The sequence below is a fragment of the Candidatus Poribacteria bacterium genome, from assembly GCA_009839745.1.
Taxonomy (GTDB): Bacteria; Poribacteria; WGA-4E; order WGA-4E; family WGA-3G; genus WGA-3G.
Window position 1 is genome coordinate 56,879 of sequence record VXPE01000005.1, and the last position, 22,514, is coordinate 79,392.

The 22,514-nt window shown below is 47.8% G+C and carries 17 protein-coding genes; 4 read left to right on the plus strand and 13 right to left on the minus strand.

Features of this window, described 5'->3' with window-relative positions; all coding sequences use genetic code 11:
* Both F4X88_01110 and F4X88_01115 read right to left on the minus strand, forming a co-directional pair.
* On the minus strand, positions 1-733 hold a 733-nt coding region (locus F4X88_01110), incomplete at its 3' end, for a hypothetical protein (GenBank protein MYA54869.1).
* Between the two features lie 31 nt (positions 734-764).
* Positions 765-3,020: a carbohydrate binding family 9 domain-containing protein gene (locus tag F4X88_01115; protein MYA54870.1), complete on the minus strand. Its 2,256-nt coding sequence runs from the start codon at positions 3,018-3,020 to the stop codon at positions 765-767.
* A 161-nt stretch (positions 3,021-3,181) separates the two neighbouring features.
* On the opposite strand from F4X88_01115, the gene F4X88_01120 reads away from it, so the two are divergent.
* Positions 3,182-3,880 (plus strand): transposase, encoded by a 699-nt coding sequence (locus F4X88_01120; protein MYA54871.1) that lies wholly within the window; start codon positions 3,182-3,184, stop codon positions 3,878-3,880.
* Positions 3,881-4,031: 151 nt separating this feature from the next.
* Here the strand turns inward: F4X88_01120 and F4X88_01125 are convergent, their stop codons facing one another.
* From F4X88_01125 to F4X88_01170, 10 genes are all read right to left on the minus strand, one after another.
* Complete coding sequence (locus F4X88_01125; GenBank protein MYA54872.1) at positions 4,032-7,001, minus strand: sigma-70 family RNA polymerase sigma factor; 2,970 nt, start codon at positions 6,999-7,001, stop codon at positions 4,032-4,034.
* A 189-nt stretch (positions 7,002-7,190) separates the two neighbouring features.
* Complete coding sequence (locus tag F4X88_01130; protein ID MYA54873.1) at positions 7,191-7,961, minus strand: hypothetical protein; 771 nt, start codon at positions 7,959-7,961, stop codon at positions 7,191-7,193.
* Between the two features lie 98 nt (positions 7,962-8,059).
* Positions 8,060-8,956: a class I SAM-dependent methyltransferase gene (locus tag F4X88_01135; GenBank protein MYA54874.1), complete on the minus strand. Its 897-nt coding sequence runs from the start codon at positions 8,954-8,956 to the stop codon at positions 8,060-8,062.
* 100 nt (positions 8,957-9,056) lie between these two features.
* Positions 9,057-10,052, minus strand: coding sequence for a hypothetical protein (locus tag F4X88_01140; protein MYA54875.1), 996 nt, complete (start codon positions 10,050-10,052; stop codon positions 9,057-9,059).
* A 202-nt stretch (positions 10,053-10,254) separates the two neighbouring features.
* Positions 10,255-10,479: a hypothetical protein gene (locus tag F4X88_01145; GenBank protein MYA54876.1), complete on the minus strand. Its 225-nt coding sequence runs from the start codon at positions 10,477-10,479 to the stop codon at positions 10,255-10,257.
* Positions 10,480-10,711: 232 nt separating this feature from the next.
* On the minus strand, positions 10,712-11,707 hold the full coding sequence (locus F4X88_01150; GenBank protein ID MYA54877.1) for a hypothetical protein: 996 nt from the start codon (positions 11,705-11,707) through the stop codon (positions 10,712-10,714).
* A 273-nt stretch (positions 11,708-11,980) separates the two neighbouring features.
* Positions 11,981-12,196, minus strand: coding sequence for a hypothetical protein (locus F4X88_01155; protein MYA54878.1), 216 nt, complete (start codon positions 12,194-12,196; stop codon positions 11,981-11,983).
* A gap of 86 nt (positions 12,197-12,282) precedes the next feature.
* Positions 12,283-13,926 (minus strand): glycosyltransferase family 4 protein, encoded by a 1,644-nt coding sequence (locus F4X88_01160; GenBank protein ID MYA54879.1) that lies wholly within the window; start codon positions 13,924-13,926, stop codon positions 12,283-12,285.
* Positions 13,927-14,131: 205 nt separating this feature from the next.
* Positions 14,132-15,844 carry a glycosyltransferase family 4 protein gene (locus tag F4X88_01165; protein ID MYA54880.1) on the minus strand — a complete coding sequence of 571 codons (1,713 nt, stop codon included), beginning with the start codon at positions 15,842-15,844 and terminating at the stop codon, positions 14,132-14,134.
* A gap of 326 nt (positions 15,845-16,170) precedes the next feature.
* Positions 16,171-16,773, minus strand: coding sequence for a DUF98 domain-containing protein (locus tag F4X88_01170; GenBank protein MYA54881.1), 603 nt, complete (start codon positions 16,771-16,773; stop codon positions 16,171-16,173).
* A gap of 295 nt (positions 16,774-17,068) precedes the next feature.
* Between F4X88_01170 and F4X88_01175 the strand changes: the two genes are divergently transcribed.
* Positions 17,069-17,929, plus strand: a complete 861-nt coding sequence (locus F4X88_01175) for a tetratricopeptide repeat protein (GenBank protein MYA54882.1) — start codon at positions 17,069-17,071, stop codon at positions 17,927-17,929.
* A gap of 137 nt (positions 17,930-18,066) precedes the next feature.
* Here F4X88_01175 and F4X88_01180 read toward each other — a convergent pair whose 3' ends face one another.
* A complete protein-coding gene (locus F4X88_01180) occupies positions 18,067-19,983 on the minus strand; it encodes a TRAP transporter fused permease subunit (protein MYA54883.1) in 1,917 nt (638 codons plus the stop codon).
* 402 nt (positions 19,984-20,385) lie between these two features.
* Here F4X88_01180 and F4X88_01185 point away from each other — a divergent pair, with 402 nt between their 5' ends.
* Positions 20,386-21,438, plus strand: coding sequence for a Gfo/Idh/MocA family oxidoreductase (locus F4X88_01185; protein ID MYA54884.1), 1,053 nt, complete (start codon positions 20,386-20,388; stop codon positions 21,436-21,438).
* 319 nt (positions 21,439-21,757) lie between these two features.
* Complete coding sequence (locus tag F4X88_01190) at positions 21,758-22,417, plus strand: metal-dependent transcriptional regulator (protein MYA54885.1); 660 nt, start codon at positions 21,758-21,760, stop codon at positions 22,415-22,417.
* Positions 22,418-22,514 lie beyond the last annotated feature (97 nt).

Genomic DNA, 22,514 nt, shown 5'->3' on the forward strand with positions numbered 1-22,514 from the left:
CTGCCAAAGCCGTTCGAGGTGTCGGCATATCTGCTTTTTGGGTCCATGTATCAGTGGCTGGGTCATATTCTTGAACTGTTTCGAGTACGGGGCCTTGCACCGCAGGTGTCCCACCAATGAGATATATTTTCCTATCAATGCTCGCGGCGGCCATCCCTGAAATCGGTGTCGGCATATCTGCTTTTTGGGTCCATGTATCAGTTCCGGGATCATATTCTTCTACCGTCGGCAATATGGGGCCAACATTTTGTGCGACACCACCAATAGCGTAAATTTTTCCAGCTACAGCGGTCGCCGTAAAAAAGGAGCGGGGTGTGGGCATATCTGCCTTTTGGGTCCATGTATCAGTTCCGGGATCATATTCTTCAACGCTTCCAAGGGCTGGAGATTGCCCGCTCCACCCGCCGATAGCGTAGATCTTCCCATCGGTGACGCAGGTTACAACACCCGCGCGTGCCGCTGGCAGACTCGCTTTCTGGACCCATTTGTCCTCATCTGGGTCATAAGCATCAACAAAGTCAACGGGTTCAGCGAGCATCCCACCGATAGTGTAAAGTTGGTTGTTAATAGCGGATACGGAGAAAAAAAGTCTGGGAATTGGCATGTCTGCTTTTTGGATCCAGTTTTCAGCTGTAGCGTTATGGCTCAAATGGAAAGCGAGTGAGATAACGAATAACCAACCCCAATTAAAAAACAAAGGTTTGTTTGATTTTATTGTAAATTTTCTTGGCATTAAAAGATCTCCATGTTCAGTTTGAAAAGTGTTAACGGTTCCACCAGTAGGTCATCTTCCCGACGACCGTCCAACCGAGGAGTTTGACACCGCCATCACGGGTGTCGTAACTCTGGTCGAAGACAAGGTAAATATCGCTACCGGGGCGGTAGATATAGTTGATGAGAAAGTTTGCGGAGAGGACATCTCTATCCGTACTCCATTGTGAGAATAACTTCGTGAAGAGTATCGTTGAGAAAGAATAGCCGATACGTCCGCCGAAAGCATTGGCATCGAATTCTTCGTCAGGTAGGGTAATACGGTTGAATTCAATGAACGGTTCTATACTCAACCGAGCAGTCGGTCGCGCGATCGCATCTATTAAGAAACCCCGTCTCGTACCGTGATAGAACTCGCCGAGTTCCACTTGTACCTCTGCTGCAAGCATACGACTGCTGCTGGTCCGACCTGATATCTGAAATGATGTAAAATTGTAATCGTCAATTGGAATGCTAACCCCTTGAATCCGAAAATCCCGATCAAGGTTTTCTGTTGTGTTCTTGACTTGGAAACCGATGTCGTCGCCTGGCTCAAACTCAAATTGCGTATCAAAAGTTATCTCTCCGGCTGCTAACTCATTCTCATGGGTCAGAATAAGATCGATTTCCGGTCCAATCTGAATCTCACGGATACCAAATTTATCAGGCCACGGCGTGTAACTGGCATCACCCCGAATGCGTCGGAAATTGATCGGATTATCTGGATTCAGACGTTGAACGAACCCGACTTCGGGATTGAAGTCCTCGCCAATGTCTGTATACGAAGCGTCGAGTCGAAACAGGTTTGTGCGCCAATCGCCACCAAAAAAGAAGGCGTTGCTATTGCCAGTAATATCTGCTTCAAAGGTGCGCGACCACAACCCCTGAATATTAATCTCTCGCGTAGGACGGTAAGAAAAGTCGAGTCCTGCTGTGCGATTGTACGCATCAGCATCTTGCTTATTGATAAAGATTCCGCCAACGGTTGAACCCTCTAAAATGTCTCGATTCACTCTCACTACTGAGTAATTTGTGCGCGGTTCACTGAATAGGTCCTCCTCAGGTACTCCCATCTCGTCCTCTTCAAATGTGTTTGTCAGGACGTTTAGGATCCCTATACCGTAAGGTCCAATTTTTCCTGTCATTTTGCCACCGCCAAGGATCGGAATTGCACGTCCTCCCGCAAGCCCGATACGACGGCTATAGAAAAGCAGTAAAGGGGGCGGTCTACGGAAACTCGGGCGTGGAATCCCAACATCGAAAATACTGGCACCTTCTAAGAAAAACGGACGCTGTTCGGGAAAAAAGAGGCTAAAACGCGTCAGGTTCACCTGTTCCTGATCTGCCTCTACTTGGGCAAAATCGGTGTTAACGGTCAAATCAGCAGTCAGGTTCGGGGTTACGCCGTATTTGAAATCCACACCGGCTTCAAATACACCTTCAGTTTCTTCTACTGACGATCCATAACTCGCGCCGGGTAATACATACGGCAGCAATTCCAGATGCCTTGATGGCGTAATACCTTCTATCCCTTCAAGGGTGCCGAAATACGCTGTTCGGTACTTCGCCAATCCTCCATACGTTTTGGGTGCTTCATTCCATGCATCGAGTTCCTGCTTTCGCGCGATTTCGCGACCGAAGTTTATGCCCCAATTCATCACCTCGCTGCGTTCAAAGCGGAGTTGGCTGAACGGGATTGCGATCTCTGCTGTCCAATGGTCTTCATTGATTCTACAACGGCACTCCCAAACAATATCCCAACTTGTATTGAGACTCCCACCACTGTTGGAGACCGCCGTGTCTTCCATCCCACCCACTGGGGTAAACCGGAAGAAAACAGCGTTTCGTCGGTCGTTGTAGGTGTCTAACAGCAAAAAGCCGTAATCGTTGGAACGCAAGCCTGGTGAATCCCGACGCATGTCGTTAGCGACAATCTTGTCCATCTCATCGTAAAAGATGAAACCAAAGTACAGCTTTTGGTCATCGTAAAGGATGCGGATTTCGGATGCTTCTGTCGCCGGTTCGCCTTGATCGGGTTGGATTTGATAGAGTTGACGGATGGGTTCTACGCTTTGCCAAACGGGTTCGTCAAACACTCCATCGACTTTGATTTCCTCAGAAGTCCGGTGTGCTGACATGCGCGGTAACTCCCGTTCTGTTTGCGCATCGGCACCGTGTGGAACGAATAGTATGCACATCCACAGCAGGAGGGAAAGTTTGATGTTTCGCATATATCGACGCAACTGAAAAATAGTAGTAAAATGTCTCATTACAGGTTGGTGCCTCCTTTTTCGCTGCTATATAAAAGGCGGGATTATCAGGATTATTATCTTACTAACGTGAGTTTGATAAATAATTGAAAAGTTTTTGTATAGAGAGAACCCTTTTGGTATAATGAAGTTATCACATCTTCACCAAAAGGAGTTCTCCGATGAGTATTGTATCACTTTTCTGTGAAATAGACGACTTTTTTCTTGAATATGAGAAAATGAAATCCACACCGTGTCTCCCGGAGGCAACACGGATAGACCCCCGGGGACGTCCCCGAACCCTGCATCCGAGCGAGGTGATGACGGTCCTGATCGCTTTCCATCAAAGTGGGTATCGGACGTTTAAGCACTTTTATTTCAAACACGTCTGCGTCTATTGGCAGGCTGCGTTTCCACGGTTGGTGAGTTATACGCGTTTGGTGCAACTGAAAAAAGAAGTCTTGAGACTGCTGACGTTTTACCTCTCGACACACACCGGAACCTGTCGCGGTATCTCTTTCGTGGATTCGACACGGTTGCGGGTGTGTGATAACAAGCGGATTTCATTCCACAAGGTCTTTGCGGAGAAGGTTTCTGAACGCGGGAAAACCTCTATGGGATGGTTTTATGGATTCAAACTTCACCTGATCATCAATGACACGGGTGACATCTTAGACGTTGCGTTGACCCCCGGGAATAGAGATGACCGCAGCCTGCGCAGCGTCTTTATGAGGAGAGTGACGACATCTATTTGGTGCTGGAACTGCTGGGTCATCGCAACGTCAGCACAACGCAAGATTATTTGGAGGTCAACATCTAAACCTTACTATAGTTTGGACAATTTCGGTCAGGTTCATACCTTGTTTTCAAGGTATGTCTGATTTTTCTCGAGGTTTCTCACACATACCCAACTCCGAAAAAATAAACTCGGAGGCCCCAAAGGATAGCCCCAGCGGGGCGAAATGTTTATTGTGAAAGCAGGTTGTCCTCAGAATACCTCCCCTTTATACACGTGCACAGCAATCTCCACTATTAATGAGATAGGGCGTAATTCTCTCCCTTCAGCGAGATATGGAACATCCCGCGCCGTTCGGTCGCAACATAAAGCCTGTCACGGTCAACAACAAGCGCGAGAACTTTGCCGGGAACATTCGGAGAAATCTGATTCCATTCGTCGTGAGCCTCCAAACGGTAGACACCGTTATCACCCGCACCGTAAATCGTAGGACCATCCACAGCCAATCTTTCAATAACACCTTCATTGGTGATCACGCGCCAATGCATCCCGGTTTGTGATGCTAAGACACCTCTGTCTGTCGCGACGTAAACCGTCGACCCGGCAAAGAGAATCTCCGTGAAATCGGTGAACGGGAGCGGCAGCGTTGACGTAATGTCTTTCCAACTGTCCCCGCCATCTAATGATTGAAACAACTTGCCATCGCGTTTCCCGACGTAGACGGTTTTCCCTGAAACCGCTAACTTGAACCCATATTCTGTATCCGCAGTGGACGGCTCGCCGGTATCTACCAATCCGGTGTCCTTCCATTCTGAATCACCGGGGTGCCATTTGAAAAGTTTCCGTTTATATTCGGCATACAATGTCTCGCTACTGACCGCAAACGCACCAATTGCTTCATGTTCTTTCCGACGCAAAGTCTTTACCGAATTATCATCTCCAGGACCGTGGGCTGAATGTGCCTGTCCTACTCCCTTGCTATTTGCTGACACCTTAATGGATGGAGCATCCACTTCAAACGTGGGGATCCCTTGAAACCGGACGAGGCTATTGCCATCAGCAGATAAACGGAAAATGCCCAAATTGCCTTTTTCAGGTAAAAACACATAGAGCCTATTGTTAGCAATGGTTAACCAAGAATCAGAAGAAATAGTGATGTAGGACTGTCTCGCTTCGATAGAGTTGTGTCTGCCATTGCTAACGCCAATCCGAACGGTTTTCCATGACTCACCCCCATCCGTCGAGTGGACAAGCGCATCACCGGTATGGGCGTAGAGCTTGTTATTGAGTGTGACCAAATCCAGTATTCCTGTTCCGATCATGCCATCCATGAACAGATGCCACGACTCACCGCCATGGGTTGTTCGGTAAACACCCGATCTCCCTGCTTTGTAAAATGTGTTCTCATTTCCTGCCACAGCTGCCAAGCCACTGAGGACAAACGAATCTCTGTCAAATCCAAGGTCTACCCATGTCTGTCCACCGTCTCTTGATCGAAAACGAGTGGTGGTTTCTGCGAAGATCGTCTTACCGGCAACCAACAAACTCATACCCGACCGTGCCCATATAGAACGTGATCGACCTATCGGCGTTATTTCAGTCCATGAGGCGCCCAAGTCACTTGAATGGAAAGCCCTGCTCAAACTTGAATTGTCGTCATAGATCTTATGTATGACTTCCTTTGGTTCCGATTCAATTCGTTCTAAGTCAAGAAAATCAGGACCCGTTCCAACATAAAGACGACCTTCAGCGACGGATAAGGAATAGATGGATCCGGATACATCTTCAAGTAATCGTTTCCACGTCCCTGACTCAAGCCGATAGAGGCCCTTGTCCGTTCCAGCAAACACTGTGTTCTCAACCGCAGTCACTGCGGAAATTGTTCTGTCCATCAGTCCATCATCAACAAGCGTCCACTGGGTACCTACATCTGTGGAGCGAAATACACCCTTCTCAAGGGTAAGATATATCGTCCGATGCTCGTCGGAGCTACTCTTTTGTGCTTCATCCACTATTACCAACCCAACAGCACGTCCTTCTGGACGGGGACCGAGGGATTTCCAGGTCTCGCCGGCATCGGTTGAGGCAAATACCTCATCATTAGAGACGACGTAGAGTGTTCCGTCATGCTCTGCCATAGCTACTCGGAATCCTTCAATGCGGAAGTTGCTGTTTATGAGCGTCCATGCCGGTGCATCTGGTGTCAACCTATAGATACCTGTCGGTGAGAAGGCGTAAATCGTCCCTTCCGCCGTCGCGAATATATCAGCAACAGAACCGCCTTGCGGTCCAGTTGTCTGTGCCCATTGGGATGCGGAAAGTTGAATTGCCCCATCCTGTGTAAGGGATGCTAAATCCGATTCAGAGACTTGCACGCCCGTCCCTGTGTTGCTATCGGTGTTCACAGCGCGCCCTGCTTGACTTCGAACATCGGGTTTCGTATCAATATTGAGAGCGATAGGCGTGTCTATAATTTCAATCGTCGGTTCTGACTGCGCCTCGAAACTATACGGTTTCTGGAATCGAACGAGATATTGATTGCTCACACCCAACAGCAGTAGCGTCACCAGGACCGCAGATGCCCCAAAAGCCGCCCACGGCAGTAATGGTTTTCCTGTTGAAGGCGGTGCCAATTTTGTATCAGCGACTTTCTGAAGGATGTTCTGTGTTAAGTTTTCTGACAATCGGACGCTTCCGAGCATCTCTTGAACCAAGAGTTCCTCGTCCTGTTTCAAACGCTTTCGCGCCCGGTGCAACCGACTCGTAATCGTGTTCACCGATACACCTAAAAACTTGCTAATCTCCTTCGCTGTCATTTCACCGAGATAGTAGAGCGTCATGACGGTGCGTTCACTCTCTGGCAGTTTTTCCAGAAGTTTCTTGACGAGTTCTTGGTGATGTGAGCGAGTCTCTTCTTCCTGTTGTGTCGACACATACTGTTCGTAAAATGTTTTCTCCATCTCTGCCATGGTGACATCCTCCAGCGACCTTACTTCGGGTTTGTTCTTTCGGAGATAGGTATTACACAACTGATTTGTTATGACATAAAGCCACCCAGAAAACTGTTTAGGATCCTTTAACTTTGCGAGATGCTTGTATGCCCGAAGGAAAGCATCCTGCGTAATCTCCTCAGCGAAATGGAAATCGCCAACCCGCCGCCAAGCAAGCGCGTGGACGCCTTTCTGATGCTTGCGGACTAACGCCGTGAATCCTTCATCGTCTCCCGACAAAACCTTGTAAATGAGTTGAACATCATCTTCTACCATCAAGATTCTCCATCATGAATGAGCAGAGCTGACTGTGTTGACCTGTTTTTCAATGTAATAGGACTTACGCATACTGCTCTTTTGTAGCATAAACTTTTAGTTTGGGTTCTCCACCAGAACGCTGTGTTTTCCGAAAAATCTCATCTCACAGAACGGGCTACAGTCAAAATTGCGTAAGTCTTGATAAAGTTAGAATAATTGGATCATCTTAGAATAAAAAGGGCCCTGACAAAGAATTGTAAGAAGGGCACCGACAGAGATCACAGGTGCGAAACGAATTGAAGGTTGGACGTTTATCCGATTGCCGAATTCGGCAAACGCTCCTGCCGCGGCAAGGCTTTGTAATTGATCAATCTCCTCAGTTGTCAGTCCTGACGGGTCCGGCGAAATAACGATGTTGTCCTCCTGACCGCTTGAGAACGCAACCTGTTTCTTTTCGTATCGGACAGTGCCGTCGGGTTGTTCAACCCGAACAATTTGTTCCGCAGGGATCATACCGACCTGGAGACCGCTCACATCAACGGCGTTATCCAGTGTTATACTTGCTAAACTCATAACCAATTGCTTCGCAATCACAAAAACCACGATATATAACCCTAAGAAAAAGGCAAGACCCGACAGCAACATCGAAAGGGATGGCGTTGCTTGCACGACTAACCAAATGCATACGAAACTGATGACAGCATAATAGACCGGCGTTTTCGGCAGTAGGGACAGGAATTTTTGTATCAGTGTGAATACTGCTAAAACTAAAGCCAAGCTCAGGAGACGATCCAGTTCCCATCCAAAGTGTTGTAACAGAACTGACTCAGCGTCCCCACATATAAAAGTCCGAGCGAACAGAAGTTCCGAATCTTCTGTGTCTTCAGATCGGTATAACTCGCATATCCACAGAAAACGAGTGCCAAGAAAATCAGAAAGTATTCGTAGTGTGACATAATATGAATAAGACTTACACATTCCGTGGTAGGTGCGGTTTCCTAACCGCACCGAGGGTGTGGTAAATCGCAGAATTCTATGATTTTGCGTAAGTCCTGATGAATAGAAATATCCTTTCTTTAGAGTTTTACGCTTAACGCGAATGTATCAATGAAAGAATCCGATTGATGTTGGAACTCCTTCGTCTCAAAGTCAATAATCTTCAGTCCAACTTTTTCGTAGAGGGCTAAGACTTCATCTGGAGAGTCAAAATCGTAAAGGTGCATCAACAACGGTAGCTGCACGGGGAGTGCTGTTATGAGGTATCCGCCCGGTTTCAGCACACGCATCGCTTCTAACAAGCCAGTTTCTGGATCTGGGATATGCTCGAGTACTTCAACAGCGATAACCCCATCGAAAGTATCGTCAGGATAGTGTAGACTGCGAACGTCTCCGACTGACAATTTGCTCCTGTCCAAAACTATCTTTTTCTCTAAAAGTCTTTGGGCGTGGTGAAGGCAGTGCTGGCTAACATCAACACCTTCCGCTTGCCACGAGGCGTTTTGTTGTAGAATGAACGCTGTCAAAACTCCCGGACCGAAACCAAGATCACAGAAATGCGATTTCTCTTTGAAACAATCCAAATGCTTACCAATGAAGGTCTTTCGCTCCAAAGCAGGTGGAAACGCAATATAGTTCAGGTGTTCTCTGATTGGGTAATATTTTGTTTCATAGAGTTTCGTTTTCACTGCTTCAAAATCTCTATCTGCTGTGAGTTGAGTAGGAAGCTCAAGCGCGAAAAGTTGTTCAACAGTTATCTCGCCACAGTAAAGGATGTCACTGACAATTTCTTCAGTGTGCGCCCAATTCGTTTCCGGTTGTTGAATCAGGGTGTCTGCCTGCTCCAAGATGGAGGATAACAGATACTGAATCGTCTGATTAAAACGGGCGCGATGGTATTCCACGGCGTGTGGATATGAAACTGTATGTTTTTGAAATTGTGCCTCAAACGCAGTTTCAAATTCAGGATAGTTCATTCATCAGTTACCTTTTTTTCTATCCGACTCGTAGTTTGTTGATATTACGTTCACAATAATTTATCTGCAAAGTAGAGAAAGACTCTGTTTCCGATAGATCCTACTCCCTTTTGAGTTCTCCCCATAGTGTCGTGAGTAATTGAGGTTGTGGTGAAACCGGCAATGCATACGCCGGATCAAACCAATCTCCTAAATAATTCCAGGATTCTCCATCTGTAAGTTGGACCGAGGCCCCTGTATCCAAACTAATTTTGTAGATTTGCAGGTCTCTGTTGGCATCAATGGAATCGTAAAGGAGTTCGTTCCCATTCGGAGACCATACCGGGTTGCCGGCATATTGACCTTCTTCAATAATCTGCTGAAGACCGGTGCCATCACGATTCACAATATAGATCGTCTCGAAAACGAAATCCTCACGCCGAAGTTCAGCGCGATTGTTCCAAGAAAAGGCAAGTTTATCGCCAAGCGGGGACCATGCGGGACCCCGAACCCACTTGGGTTCCTTGGGGAAAGGGAAGAATGTTTGTCTGTTCGTTTGCACTTTGAGTAAACTGAAACGTCTTGGTTTGTTCAAAGCGCCGCTGCGAAAGATGATTTCTGTGCCATCTGGAGACCATGCCGGTGAGTGACCAATCGCCACACGCTCTTCCTCTTTTCCATCGATTGTGCCAATATAGAGCGAATCGTTTCCAATTTCTCCATAACTATAAGCGATGCGTTTGCCATCTGGAGACCATGTGGGATGCCTTCGTCTCTTCCATTTGTCAAACACCTTTCGGACATTAGAGCCATCTGGGTCCATGAGATACAAATCCCAAGTCCCCCATGCCTTCTGCTCACGATTGGAAGCGAAAAGGATGTGTTCACCTGTTGGCGACCAAACTGGAAAAATGTCGCTTGCGCGATGCTTGGTGAGATTCACCTGCTCGCTGCCATCAGGATTCATGAGATAGATGTCCGGATACTTTTCTACACCGCTTGTTTTGGCAAAGACGATTTTCGGTGTATCTGGTGCCTTTGCGAAAACAGCAGACACTTTCAAACACAACACGGATACACCGAGAAAATAAAAGAGAAACTGGACCTTATATTTCATGAGAAATACCTCCTTAACGGGAATGAGCCGCGGAGAAATATAAAATCGAATTTGGATAGTTTATACCTATACCGTTCCTCACAGTTCTGAGGCAGGCGCACTTTCAAAGCACGCCACCTCATTAGTTGGTTAATATTCCTCAGAAATGATCAGTGACGAAGAAGGCAAAATCCTCTCGTCCGAACCATTTCTAAGAATAATACTATATTGGATGACAAGTGCCGTCATCATGGCAGAAAAATCCTCTATCACATACTTCGTGATTCCCCCCACAAGGCCTTGCCTCAGCCTGTGGTGTTCCCACGATAGCCTGTGCGAGCAGAACACTGCCCACCGCCGCACCGAGCGTCAGTGGGGATTTGACTCCCACCTTGCCTTCCTCGGAGTGGACGAACTCGCGGATTTTACCGCGCAGATTCTTTTTCATATCGGTTGTTCTCCTTTCTGCCGGTGCTTCCACGCCGGCGAGATTGACTTCCCAACTCCGGTCGGGAACCCATTTCCAAGACGAATTCATTCGCTACGGAAGTGAAGCCTTTCCCTTGGACAGGGTAGTTCATTCATCAGTTCCCTTTTTTTCTATCGGACTTGAAGCTTGTTGATATTACGTTCACAATAATTTATCTGCAAGGTAGAGAAGACTCTGTTTCCGATAGATCCTACTCCCGTTTGAGTTCTCCCCACGTTGTTGTGAGCAGCTGCGGTTGCGGTGAAACCGGCAGCGCATACGCCGGATCAAACCAGTCTTTGGGTGTGTTCCATATCCCAATATCCGTGAGTTGATCTGGTTGTTCCCCACCCAAGACAATTTTGAAGATTTGTAAAGACCTTCTGACTTCTTCACTATCTTGGGCATAGAGGAGGGTATCTCCCCGCGGCGACCAAACAGGCGAGATAACCTTTGGACCCGCCTCATCAATAATCTGTGTCAGCCCGGTCCCATCCCGATTCACCGTATAGATCGTCTCTGTTTTACGAAAGTCAGCAAATGGGACGCGATGAAGCCAAGAGAAGGCAAGTTTATCACCTCTGGGAGACCACCTCGGAGCCCGGAGCCATGAAGGTGTCCCTTTAGGGGGAAAGAAGGCCTTTTGTGTTCGCGTCCGCACATTGAGAATATGTATTTCCCAACGTTCCGCCCCCGTTTTAACAACAAAGGCGATTTCTGTGCCATCGGGAGACCAAGCTGGAGTACCTCCGACAGCGACTCGCTCCTCATTTTTCCCATCAATGTTGGCAATGTAAATGAATTTTTGGCCATTTTCCCGTTTCCTATAAGCAATCTGTTTTCCATTTGGCGACCAACTTGGAGCAGATCTATCCGCCGATTTTCCAAAAACAGGTCGCACGTTTTGACCATTAGAATCCATCAGATAGAGATCCCAGCTGCCCAGAAACCGATCTCGGTCAGAAGCAAAAAGGATCTGCTCTCCTGTGGGGGACCAGGCACCATAGATGTCATCTGCTGGGTGGTTCGTTATGTTAATCTGCTCACTTCCATCTATATTCATTAGATACACCTCTCGATTTCCCTCGCGATTTGCTCCAAACACAATTTTAGGAGTATCCGGAGGCTTGGCAAAAACAACACAAACGCTTACACCCAAGGACACAAAGGTAAAAACGCAGAAAAGAATGGACATCGTTCGTCTCATCGAAAATCCCTCCTGGATCGGCAAACAACGCGGCACTGTTGTTAAGACTTATATCTCTCGCTCTCTGTAATCAAGATCACTTCCCTTGGTTATAACAGGGATTTTCTGCACAAGTGGTTTCGTCGGTTGAAATCTACCGCGCAAAACACCAAATCTGCCGAGGAAAAAATGACGTACTTTATCTATTATTGAGAGGAAAATTGTATTCAAAATCACTGGGGTGCGTCAAAGTAAACCCACAGCACCCCAGTAATCGATGAAATTACTTCAGTTTTACATGCAAGTCCCTTGACTGCATTCGTGAGGCGGAAATGCGCAATCTTCGTTATCATCGCACTGCCACGCTTCTGTCCGTGGTGTGCCAATAATGGCATGTGCTAATAACATACTTCCTGTTGCCACACCGAGCGTTAGCGGGGATTTGACTCCCACCTTGCCTTCTTCGGATTGAACGAACTCGCGGATTTTACCGCGCAGATTCTTTTTCATATCGGTTGTTCTCCTTTCTGCCGGTGCTTCCACGCCGGCGAGATTGACTTCCCAACTCCGGTCGGGAACCCATTTCCAAGACGAATTCATTCGCTACGGAAGTGAGGTCCTTTCCCTTGGAAATGTCTGAAAACTGCCTCGATTTCAGCAGGTGTATGCTGTTCCGCCAATATCTCTGCTAAGGCGGTTTCAAGGCAGTCGTATCTATTGCTCCCCGCTCGGTACACACTGGACTCAGTGGTTCCAGACCCCGGATCATACCGACGGCAGAAGACCGACGGGGACACGTTTCTTTCGTTTCTAAAGGCATTCGCGCTTTGCTGATGCCCCTCTTCAAAGCACTGAATGATTTCTTGTGCTACTTTTTCCCAAGTGAATTTTTGAGCCAAACCCTTTGCCACGTTTTCGCATTTTGTGCGTGTATGAGAGGGTTTTAACCACTGATGTATCGCGTTCGACAACTCGGATATTGAAACACGGAAATTGCCGAAATCCTCCCCTTCCGACTTCACAACAGCACCGGCACCCGCAACTTCCGCAGGCATCCCATACTTCGTCATCGCAACACACGGTGCACCGTATGCCATCGCCTCTAAGACAATCGACAATGGGGTGCCCGGCATCGCGGGGAAACAGACGAGATCCAACGCTTGAAAGAATATCGGTAAAACTGACAGCGTCTCCTCATCATCGGCACTGAAAACGACGACATTCTCCGGCGGATACCGATACTGCTGTTCTAACAGTGTGTCATACACAAAGATCGCGAGATGCGGGTTGGCGCGTGCGAATTCAGAAATCCACGCTGCCCCACGCCTCGGTTCAAATCCAGAGATGAGTCCGACAACGGGTTGCTCCGCGAACATCGGGTTCTCAAAGAGAGCGGCGGTGTGCTGTTTTGCCAATGCCTTATCACCGATTGGCGCAACGACATCTATCCCATCAGGGATCACCCGCACGTTGTCTGCTAACACCCCTAATTCAGTGATCCATTCCTTCATCCACGAGGCTTTGACCACCAGTGTATCTTTTGGACTCTGAAACGCACGGAGCGTCAAAAGCATTTTCAGCAGAACGTGTTGTAGCTGCTGGTTTCCCTCTATGCAGTGGACAATCGGGACATCGGGAACCCGATAGTATAACAGATCGTTCGTCAAGAATTGTGAGAGCAGCAGGATACCGTTATAGCCATCCATCGCATACCACGGCGGCATCAAGGCATTCCCCGCTGCTACGTCTATGTTCCGAACCCGGACCGCATCGAGGTCCTGAAAGGCTTCTTTCTTCTCTGCAGGATACGCTAATGCTTCCAACTCGGCGAACGCCGCAAGGTGGGTCAACAACTGATAACGGTTCAGATTCGTGATGTAATCCAACGACGACTTCTCCACCGTAAAATGGAACGGGACCAATACCTTCGGTTTCTGATCGCGCTGCTGCCAATGCGCAATTGTTGGTTCCACTGCCTCAACGACTGGATGCAGAAGGGTTCCTTCTCTGCCGAGGCGTTCTAAACGCTCGATCCCATCAAAAATAGTGGTCAATTTGTATGTTTTCTTGAGTGCCTCTATCATCTGGTGCAGCGTCTGCGACGCATAACGTGATAGGATCTCCCACTCCACGTCATTTATCTGAACGATGTCGCCCGTTTCAATGTCCGCGACATATTTTCGATCGTCCTGCTCAAATTTATGATGCCGTTTTAATCGGTAACGCGTGTGAGATACCATATTTTTTTTCCTATTCTGTTTTATAGTAAAGTTTAGAATTAAAAAGACATTTTAACGCTCCGACATGCCTGCCTCACCTCGTAGGGGCGAGGTCCCCTCGCCCGCTGTCAAATGTCCCATTAATTATGGGTTTTACTATAATACAAACTATCGATTATCAGTAGAAAAGGGTTTAGCCTCTCCACTCATGGCTGATCGCTATTGATCAGGCAGTGCCATTGATGAGACCGAGAACTCTTTTGAGAATCGCTCTTGCTTCCGTTTCATCGGGCACCCATTCGGCAAGAATCGCTTCCGCTTCTCTGGGTGTATGGTCTTTCAAAATGCTCAGCACCAGCCCATCTTCAACACGCAGCGGATACACCGCATCCCGTATGAAACACTGCTCGTAATGTTCGTTCATACTCAGCACAAACGATTTGTGTGTCGGTTCGTGTTGTCCTTCCTCTAAGGGGTGTGGGGGTACAAATACATTTAAGAGTCTATTTCGGTGAATCAGTTTCTTTTTCCGATGAAGCGCCTCAAACAACTTCACGATGCGGTCGGCAGTCTTATCCCACGTAAACAGTACCGCCCGTTTCCTCGCCTTCTCCGAAAGCGTCTGCCACAATTCAGTGTTATTCAAGAGTCTGTTAATCTTATCGGAGAAATCTATCGGACACGGGTAACTCACCAGTGTTGCGATGTCTTGATCGAAATTATCGGCATCCGCAACCAACCCAGTGTCCCCGACAACCGACGGGACCCCATCGAAATTCGGGACGACGGGTGGAACACCACACGCCATTGCCTCAAGCACCGTCAGTCCAAACGTTTCCTCACCCGACATTGATGGGAAGCAGTAGACATCGAAGGCATTGTAGATAAGCGGTAGCTTCTCACGCGGATGGAATCCTACATAGACAAGGTTATCCGGGAGTTTCCGGGACGCATACCGTCCGAGACTCGGGCCCGCAATCAAGAAAAGCAGATGCGGGTTCAGTTCCGCCAACTTCAAGTAGACGGATGCTCCTTTCTCCGACTGCACTCTGGAGAGATACCCGACTGTCGACGCACTCTCAATCCGATCGTCTCCGACCGTTTTCGCAATTTCATGTTTCGCCGCCGCTTTATCCATCGGTTTAAATAACTCGGCATCCACGCCGTTCGGCAGTGTATTGAAGAAACTCGGATCCCAGACGTAATCCGCATAGAACTCACGGACATAATCCGATGGCGCGGTAAATCCATCACACTCCCGCATCGCCGCGTAGTGCCGTAACAGGGAATTCATCGCTTGCCCGCCGTGTCCGCGCGGAGCGTGACACTGCACCAAAATCGGCGGGAACTCCAGGTATCGGTAAAGCGGGAACAACCACTGTTCCTGCTCTTGATGTAAGGTCAGGATACCGTAATACGTTTCACCGATTTGTGACCGAAGCCGAACTAAGTCCTCGATGTTGATATCGACTTCATAGACGCCATCTGTGATCTTCCTGTTCCGGGACCCCGTGAAGTGTAGATCCGCATACTTGGTAAGATGCCGAATCATATAAGAAAGTGCCATGTTGGTGCCGGCAGATAGCGTTTCAATATCGAAAAACGAATCCACAGAGAAGTTGGGGAGTACCACCAGCAGCTTTCGCCACTTGCTTTCCGCCTCGAAACTCCACTGCAAGTTTTCACCGCGATTGAACAGCAAGCCCTCTTTCTCGAGTTCTGTGAGTCTCTCAAACGCCTCAAGGATAGCTTCCTCTGCATAAGAGGCGCGGAGTGTTCTGACAATTTCAGTATGCGTCTGCGTTTCCGCGAGTTTTAGGATGTCCGCCATCGCAGCAGAGAGTTCGACGACACGCGCTTTCTCAAGGTCTGCTGCATACGACGCGCCCGCCTCTTCAAAGAAATAGAGGGCGTGCAACATTTTTGGAAAATCGAGCAATTTTTATGTGCCTTTCCGTTTTTTTTATGAGACTTCGGGTTCCTATTCTTAAAGACTGCACTTTTGCGTCGGTTTCGTGCATAAAATGAAAAAAAAAGCGAAAATTTGACATTTTTTTTCATTCTGCACGTTTTTCGTGTGACAAAAGAGTCTTTAAGAGTAATATCAACTCTCATTTCATAGGTTGGCGGAGTGGCGGTAAGGTCGCTGCTATTTCCTAACGGAAATACACTGTTTTTTGCCCAATTTGCGTAAGTCCTATCTTTTAAATAGAATTTTCAAGACCAGAGAATACACTCATCCCTGAAAGCCGTTGTTTCCACAAGTTAAAGCGGGAATTTTTCGTTGATTATCATAAGGGGTTCCTGATTTGCCAATACCCGATAGGCGCGACTGATAAACTTTTCACCTTCAAGATGTGCCACAGCCGATGGCAGATCGGTTAAGACTTCAATACCACACCAGAGCAGCTCCCGTCGAGTCTCTAAATCACTGTGCTGCAGAAGCCCACCGAGTCCTTGTTTGTCGGATTCTAATCCATTCAAAATGAATTCCGGCAGACGTTTCGGCACAATAAGTGAGTCGGCATAGATATGTATTCTGGGGGATGATTTTTCCTGTGAATGGGTTTGGAGGACTGCTTGCCGTGAAATGATCTCTGCTCCCGCAGAGAGTTGAAGCCATGTATGTTCGGTGGATAGGGTCTGTTTGGTTTGTTGGAGTAAGGTTACCTCTACCGGCATGAGTGTGTAAGCTTCGATAAATCGCGTAACCGTCCCATCGGCGACGAGCAGCCCCCGTTGGAATGCAGTCAGTTGCGCGAGGTTGATTCTTTTTAAGGTTTCAGGTTTATGGTCTTGTGCGACAAAGAGTGCCTTCATACGGGTATTAACGAAGGTCCCCTGTTGTGTAATTGGGTCTGTTTTCATAGTCAAAGTTCTCTTTATTTCTGAAAGAAGCACGTTCACGCGAACGTAACATGCGATGTTTGGGGTTGCTGTTCAATTTTTTAGACACATAAGGCGAAAAAAAAGTTCGTGAATATACATTTGACAAACCAATTGTAATCTCATATACTATGGGCAAAACTACATCTCAACAAAGTGAACGTTATGATACCTGATGATGTTTACGTCTGAAGCCCAGTTAGGTGTCTATTGACGAGATTTTAACTGTTTCTGCGAATAAGGTGTCTAACCGCACTTTTATGGAGTTCCGTTCCAAGTGTCCAAAATTTTAAACAAATCTATATCTCTTTTCTTAATGAGTGCCTCTTTACTTTTCAACGGTTTCACGGCAATTGCAGAGGAACCTCCCCCCTTATCCCTCGGCGGATATCTTTTCGCGCAAGGCAACTACGATGCCGCCATCACCGAATATAAACGCTATCTCTTTTTTCATCCAGATGATCCCGGTGTGGGTGAGGTGTATTACAATATCGGAGTCGCCTATAGGTCCCAAGGACTGTGGACAGAGGCAGTCACTGCCTTGCGGGCAGCTACACATCTCACTATGGATGACGCAGCGAAATCGGAATACCAGCTGGAACTTGCCGTGACGCTGATTGCGGCACAGGACTACGATCTCGCTCGGTTGGAATTGATTAAGGTGACGATGCGAACCCCTTCCGCGCAGCTGTATCGACGCGCGCTTTTCTTGCAAGCCGTTGCGTCCATCTATCAGTTTCGATGGGAGGATGCCCGCGAATCACTACGCAACTATACGACCGATGAAAAACTGGATATGCTCCTTGATGCAGCGACCGATATGCCGCTGAAATCTGCCGGACTCGCGAGGGTGTTGTCCACAATTTTCCCAGGGGCAGGGCAAACGTATGCAGGCGATTGGAGAGGTGGGCTAAATGCACTGCTGTTGAACGGTGCGATCGGTTTTCTTGGTGTTGATGCAGTATTAGATGGATATTACGTAGACGCGGGGTTGTGGGGAGTATTCATCTTCTGGCGTTACTACCGGGGTAACACCTTTCGCGCGGGACAAGCCGCTGAGCAGTTCAACCAGCAGGAATCTCGAAAAGCCGCCGAGGCAATCTTGCAGCGACTCCAAGAAATTGTCGGCACCCCTTGACTTCAAATTCCCAACCTACCTGACCGAACCGCCAGGAAAGTTAGAAGTGCGTTGGGATATTAAAAGTTATTTGAGGATGTGTAGCCCGTAAGCGTAGCGGAGGGCGGTTCTACGGGGATTAACTTCAAATCCCCAAACTACTTGACCGAACCGCCAGGAAAGTTAGAAATACGTTTTTGAAGGATGTATACGATCCCAACGAGCACGATCGCGAGGACGAACGTCCAGATATTATAGATATAAGCGAGAAACGCCGCAAGCGCAAGCAATACCCATTCATACCAATGCGTCTTACGAATGAAAAAACCCATCGTAACGATAGAGAAGATAACTGTGCCGACGACAGCGGATACCACAGAGAGTGCGTATTCAATCGCAGTGCCTCCCGTGAACAGGATGTGCGTATACGCAAACAGCAGCGGCATAATATAGAGAAGTTTAGAAAACTTGAAGCATGCCCATCCGGTTTTCCATGGATCAGCACGGGCAATAGCGGCACCCGCATAAGCACCCAAGGCGACCGGGGGTGTGATGTTGGAGTCTTGACTCAGCCAGAAGATAATCAGATGTGCAGCAATAATCGGTATGCCCATTTCCGGGGTTGTCAGGATCGGCACAGCGAGTTCAGAGGTAATCAGATAGGCGGCGGTTACGGGAATACCCATCCCCAGTACTAGAGATGCCGCCGCGAGAAACAGAATTGCGATGGCTTTGTTGGTTCCGGCAACCGACAACACTAAATCCGGGAATATCCGTCCTAAACCCGTCAAATCTATGACAGCAACGATGATACCGATAGTCCCAACCGCACCGCCAATAGCGAGCGAATTCTTCGCCCCTGTCACCATCGCTTCCCAGATACGTTTCGGTGTGAGTCGTGTCTCCGGTCGGAAATAACTCACCGCAATTGTGGCGAGAATTGCGAAGAACGCCGCTTTGTAAGCCGTATAACCAGCGATTAGGATCCCGACAAGTGTCAGCAATGGCAGTAGATAATACCAGCCGCTTTTAAGGAGGGTCAAAAGTTTCGGGATCTCTGCGTCTGGTATCCGTTCTATGCCGTGCTTTTTTGCTTCAAAATGCACCATTACCCAGACAGAGAGGAAGTAGAGAATCGCTGGCATAATGGAGAGGAGGGCAATCTTACTATAAGGAAGTCCTGTGCGTTCTGCCATGAGGAACGCGCCTGCCCCCATCACGGGGGGTAGAAATTGCCCGCCTACAGAGGCGGAAGCCTCGACTGCACCAGCGACATGCGGACGAAAACCCGTCCGTTTCATCAAGGGGATCGTGAATGTTCCAGTCGCGACTGTATTCGCAATTGCACTTCCCGCGACGGACCCAAAAAAACCTGAAGTCATGACCGAGACTTTCGCCGCGCCGCCTATTGAACGTCCTGCTATCGACATCGGTAGGTTAATAAAGAATTGCCCGACCCCCGATTTTTCCAGAAACGCCCCAAAAAAGATAAACAGAATCACATACGTCGCCATCACGTTTGCCATGATACCGAAGACACCCGCTTGACTGAAAAAGCAGTATTCGATAATCCGTCGTAAAGGAAGACCTCTGTGGGCGATAATATCTGGCAAAGAGCGACCAAAAAGGGCATAGAGGATACCGATCACAGCGATGATAGGCAGTGCCCAACCGACCGTCCGACGACTCACTTCAAAACTAATCAGAATCGCGACCCCGCCGACGAAAATATCCAGTTGATTGTAATTGCCTGCTCGGTTGACGAGGTTCGGATACTCCACAATCCAATAGCCGATCGTGAAGATGCTGAGGGCAATCATACCGAGGTCTATGACGGAGGGACGGGATACTGGGGAGTTCTTCCGACATCGGTAAAAGATACCGATCAATGCGAAGGTCAGTAGCATATAGAAACCGAGATGGAATTGCTCGTTAGCACTCCCGAACCCTGCGCTGTAGATATAAAAGAGGACGAGGGCAACCGCACCGAGTTCAAAAATCCATTTGTATATTTTTTGTAGCTCGATGCGTTGGGTGTCAAGACCAGAGATCTCTTTAGTATCAGTTTGTGTCATTTTTCCTCCGCTGTGGGTAATCCATTTAATAATTCTACATCAAATTGACACAGAAGGCAAACAGTTTTCAAGACCGATTTTGACAGAACTTATACCATTTCTGAATGACTACTCCTCATTAACGCAACCTACGCGTAGGGGCGAGGTCCCCTCGCCCGTTATATGTTTCAAAATCTCTGAAATGCGGAGTTATTTTTTAGAGTTGGTATTACTACGATTGGGCATTCGTGAAGGTGTTGTTTGGCAAAAGAGGGAAGCGAAGGCGGATTTTGAAAAAGCCAAAAAACTCGATTTGGATGTGACACAATAAGTCGCGCACTTGCGAAAAAAAGACGGTTGTGATAGAATAGCGATACGTCTCGGGCGAGAATACCTCGCCCCTACTCAGGAAGGAGATACGAAATGGCAATAGGATTGGGCGTTATTGGGATGAACCCCACGAATATGGGATCAACTGCGACACTGTTAAAGGATGTACCGGACCTGAAATATGAACTTCGCGGTATCTGCGCGAAACGGGCAGATGTACTTGAGAACTATGCCAACCAAATTGGTGTGGATTTTTGGACGACAGATTATCGAGAATTAGTGCAGCGCGAAGATATTTCTGTCATCGCTATCTATTCCCCCGACCACTTGCACGCTGAACATTGCGTCGCGGCGATAGAAGCGGGTAAGCACGTTATTTGCACAAAGCCGATGGTGACCAAGTTAGATGATGCACAACAATTAGTGGATCTGGTGCGCGAGCACAAGGTCAAATTCCTTGTGGGGCAGTCGATGCGGTTTGACCTCCAATTTTTGACAATGAAAGGGTTTCTCGACGACGGTGATTTAGGCGACATTATGCTGGCGGATGCCTATTATGTCCACGACATGCGCGAGGTCTACGACTTCACGCCGTGGCGACTCCATGAACCGCAAGATTTGATGTTCGGCGGTATTGTGCATCCTGTTGACCTATTGCGTTGTCTCCTCGGTGATGTAGATGAAGTGCACGCCTACGGAACGAAAGGCTTGCTCACACCCGAATACCCTATAAAGAACAATTTCTTTCTTAACCTGAAGTTTAAGAGCGGACAGATTGCGAGAGCGATGGGGCTTTACGACGTCGTCCATCCCCCGATGCCGATGCAGTCTATCTCTATTTTTGGAAGTAAAGGGACGGTCATTGGGGACTTTACGGACAATAAAGAGGGACACGTCAAGTTGATGCTTGATAAAATGGCCACCAGAGAACCCTTTGAAGTGACCTGTCCGCCTGAAATAGATACGAGTGTTTATGGACATGGGCAAACGGTTATCCGATATATGCGCCATTTTCAGCAGTGTCTTGAAGAAGATGTAGAACCCTCGCCGAATGTGATTGACGGTGCAAAGTCTATTGCTGTCGGTGTAGCCGCCTGGGAGTCTATTGAGACGGGGCAACCCGTGAAAGTATTCAACGACTTTTAAACTATGGCCGCCTGTACATCGCTCTACTTCGTTCCGCGATGGTGAATATTAAACCTAACGCACTTGTGCAGATTCTCTTCTGTTTTCCTTTCTGATGCACCAGACCGTAGCACGTAATGAAATGGAGTGCGGCTATACGGAGAGGCACGTCAATATCTAAACCCCCCTTATCGAACCGCAAGGAATAATTAAAAAGGAATAATTAAAATTTGACATTTTGTTTTGTATAATATATAATTTAGGTATGCCTAAATTAATTTCTCAACATTTCTAACAATTTTGGCACATGGTGCCTAAACCTATTTTTGGGGAAAGAACAATGCTTACACATGCAGCTGAGGATTACCTCAAGTCAATCTATAAATTGCAAGAGAAAGTCGGTAAGGTTTCGACTGGCATTTTGGCGGAATACCTCAATGTAAAGCCTGCGTCTGCCACTGGGATGATTAAAAAACTAAAGACGATGAAACTGGTGAAACACGAGCGTTATCAAGGTGTCACGCTGACGGATGCTGGGAAAGCAATTGCACTTGAAATTATCCGGCACCATCGCTTGTTGGAGCTTTACCTATTCAAAGCACTCGGTGTTCCGTGGGACGGTGTTCACGAGGAAGCCGAGAAATTGGAGCATGTTATTTCGGAAGACGTGGAGGCGCGAATGGACGAGTTTCTCGGTTACCCAACTGCCGATCCACACGGCGCACCCATACCTGATAAAAACGGCGTTGTCATAAAAAGGACATCCATTCCAATGACAGATTTGTGTAGTGGGCAATCCTGTGTTGTTGCTGAGGTGAGTGATACCGATTCGGCGTTGCTCCGGCATTTAGGAAGTTTCAATCTCTACCCAGACACAGCATTCCGAGTCATTGAGGTCGCTCCCTTTGAAGGTCCCTTTACTATCGACATTGCGGGACAGCAGGTGGTTATTGGGCGTGAGGTCGCGAAACATATTTTTGTAGATGATGTAAAGGAGTAGTTATCGGCGATCGGCTGTCGGTGATCGGTTAAGAGTTATTGATAATAATCTTCCCCAACTTGGAATATGCTGGGAAGTGGTGAATTGTTACAGGAAA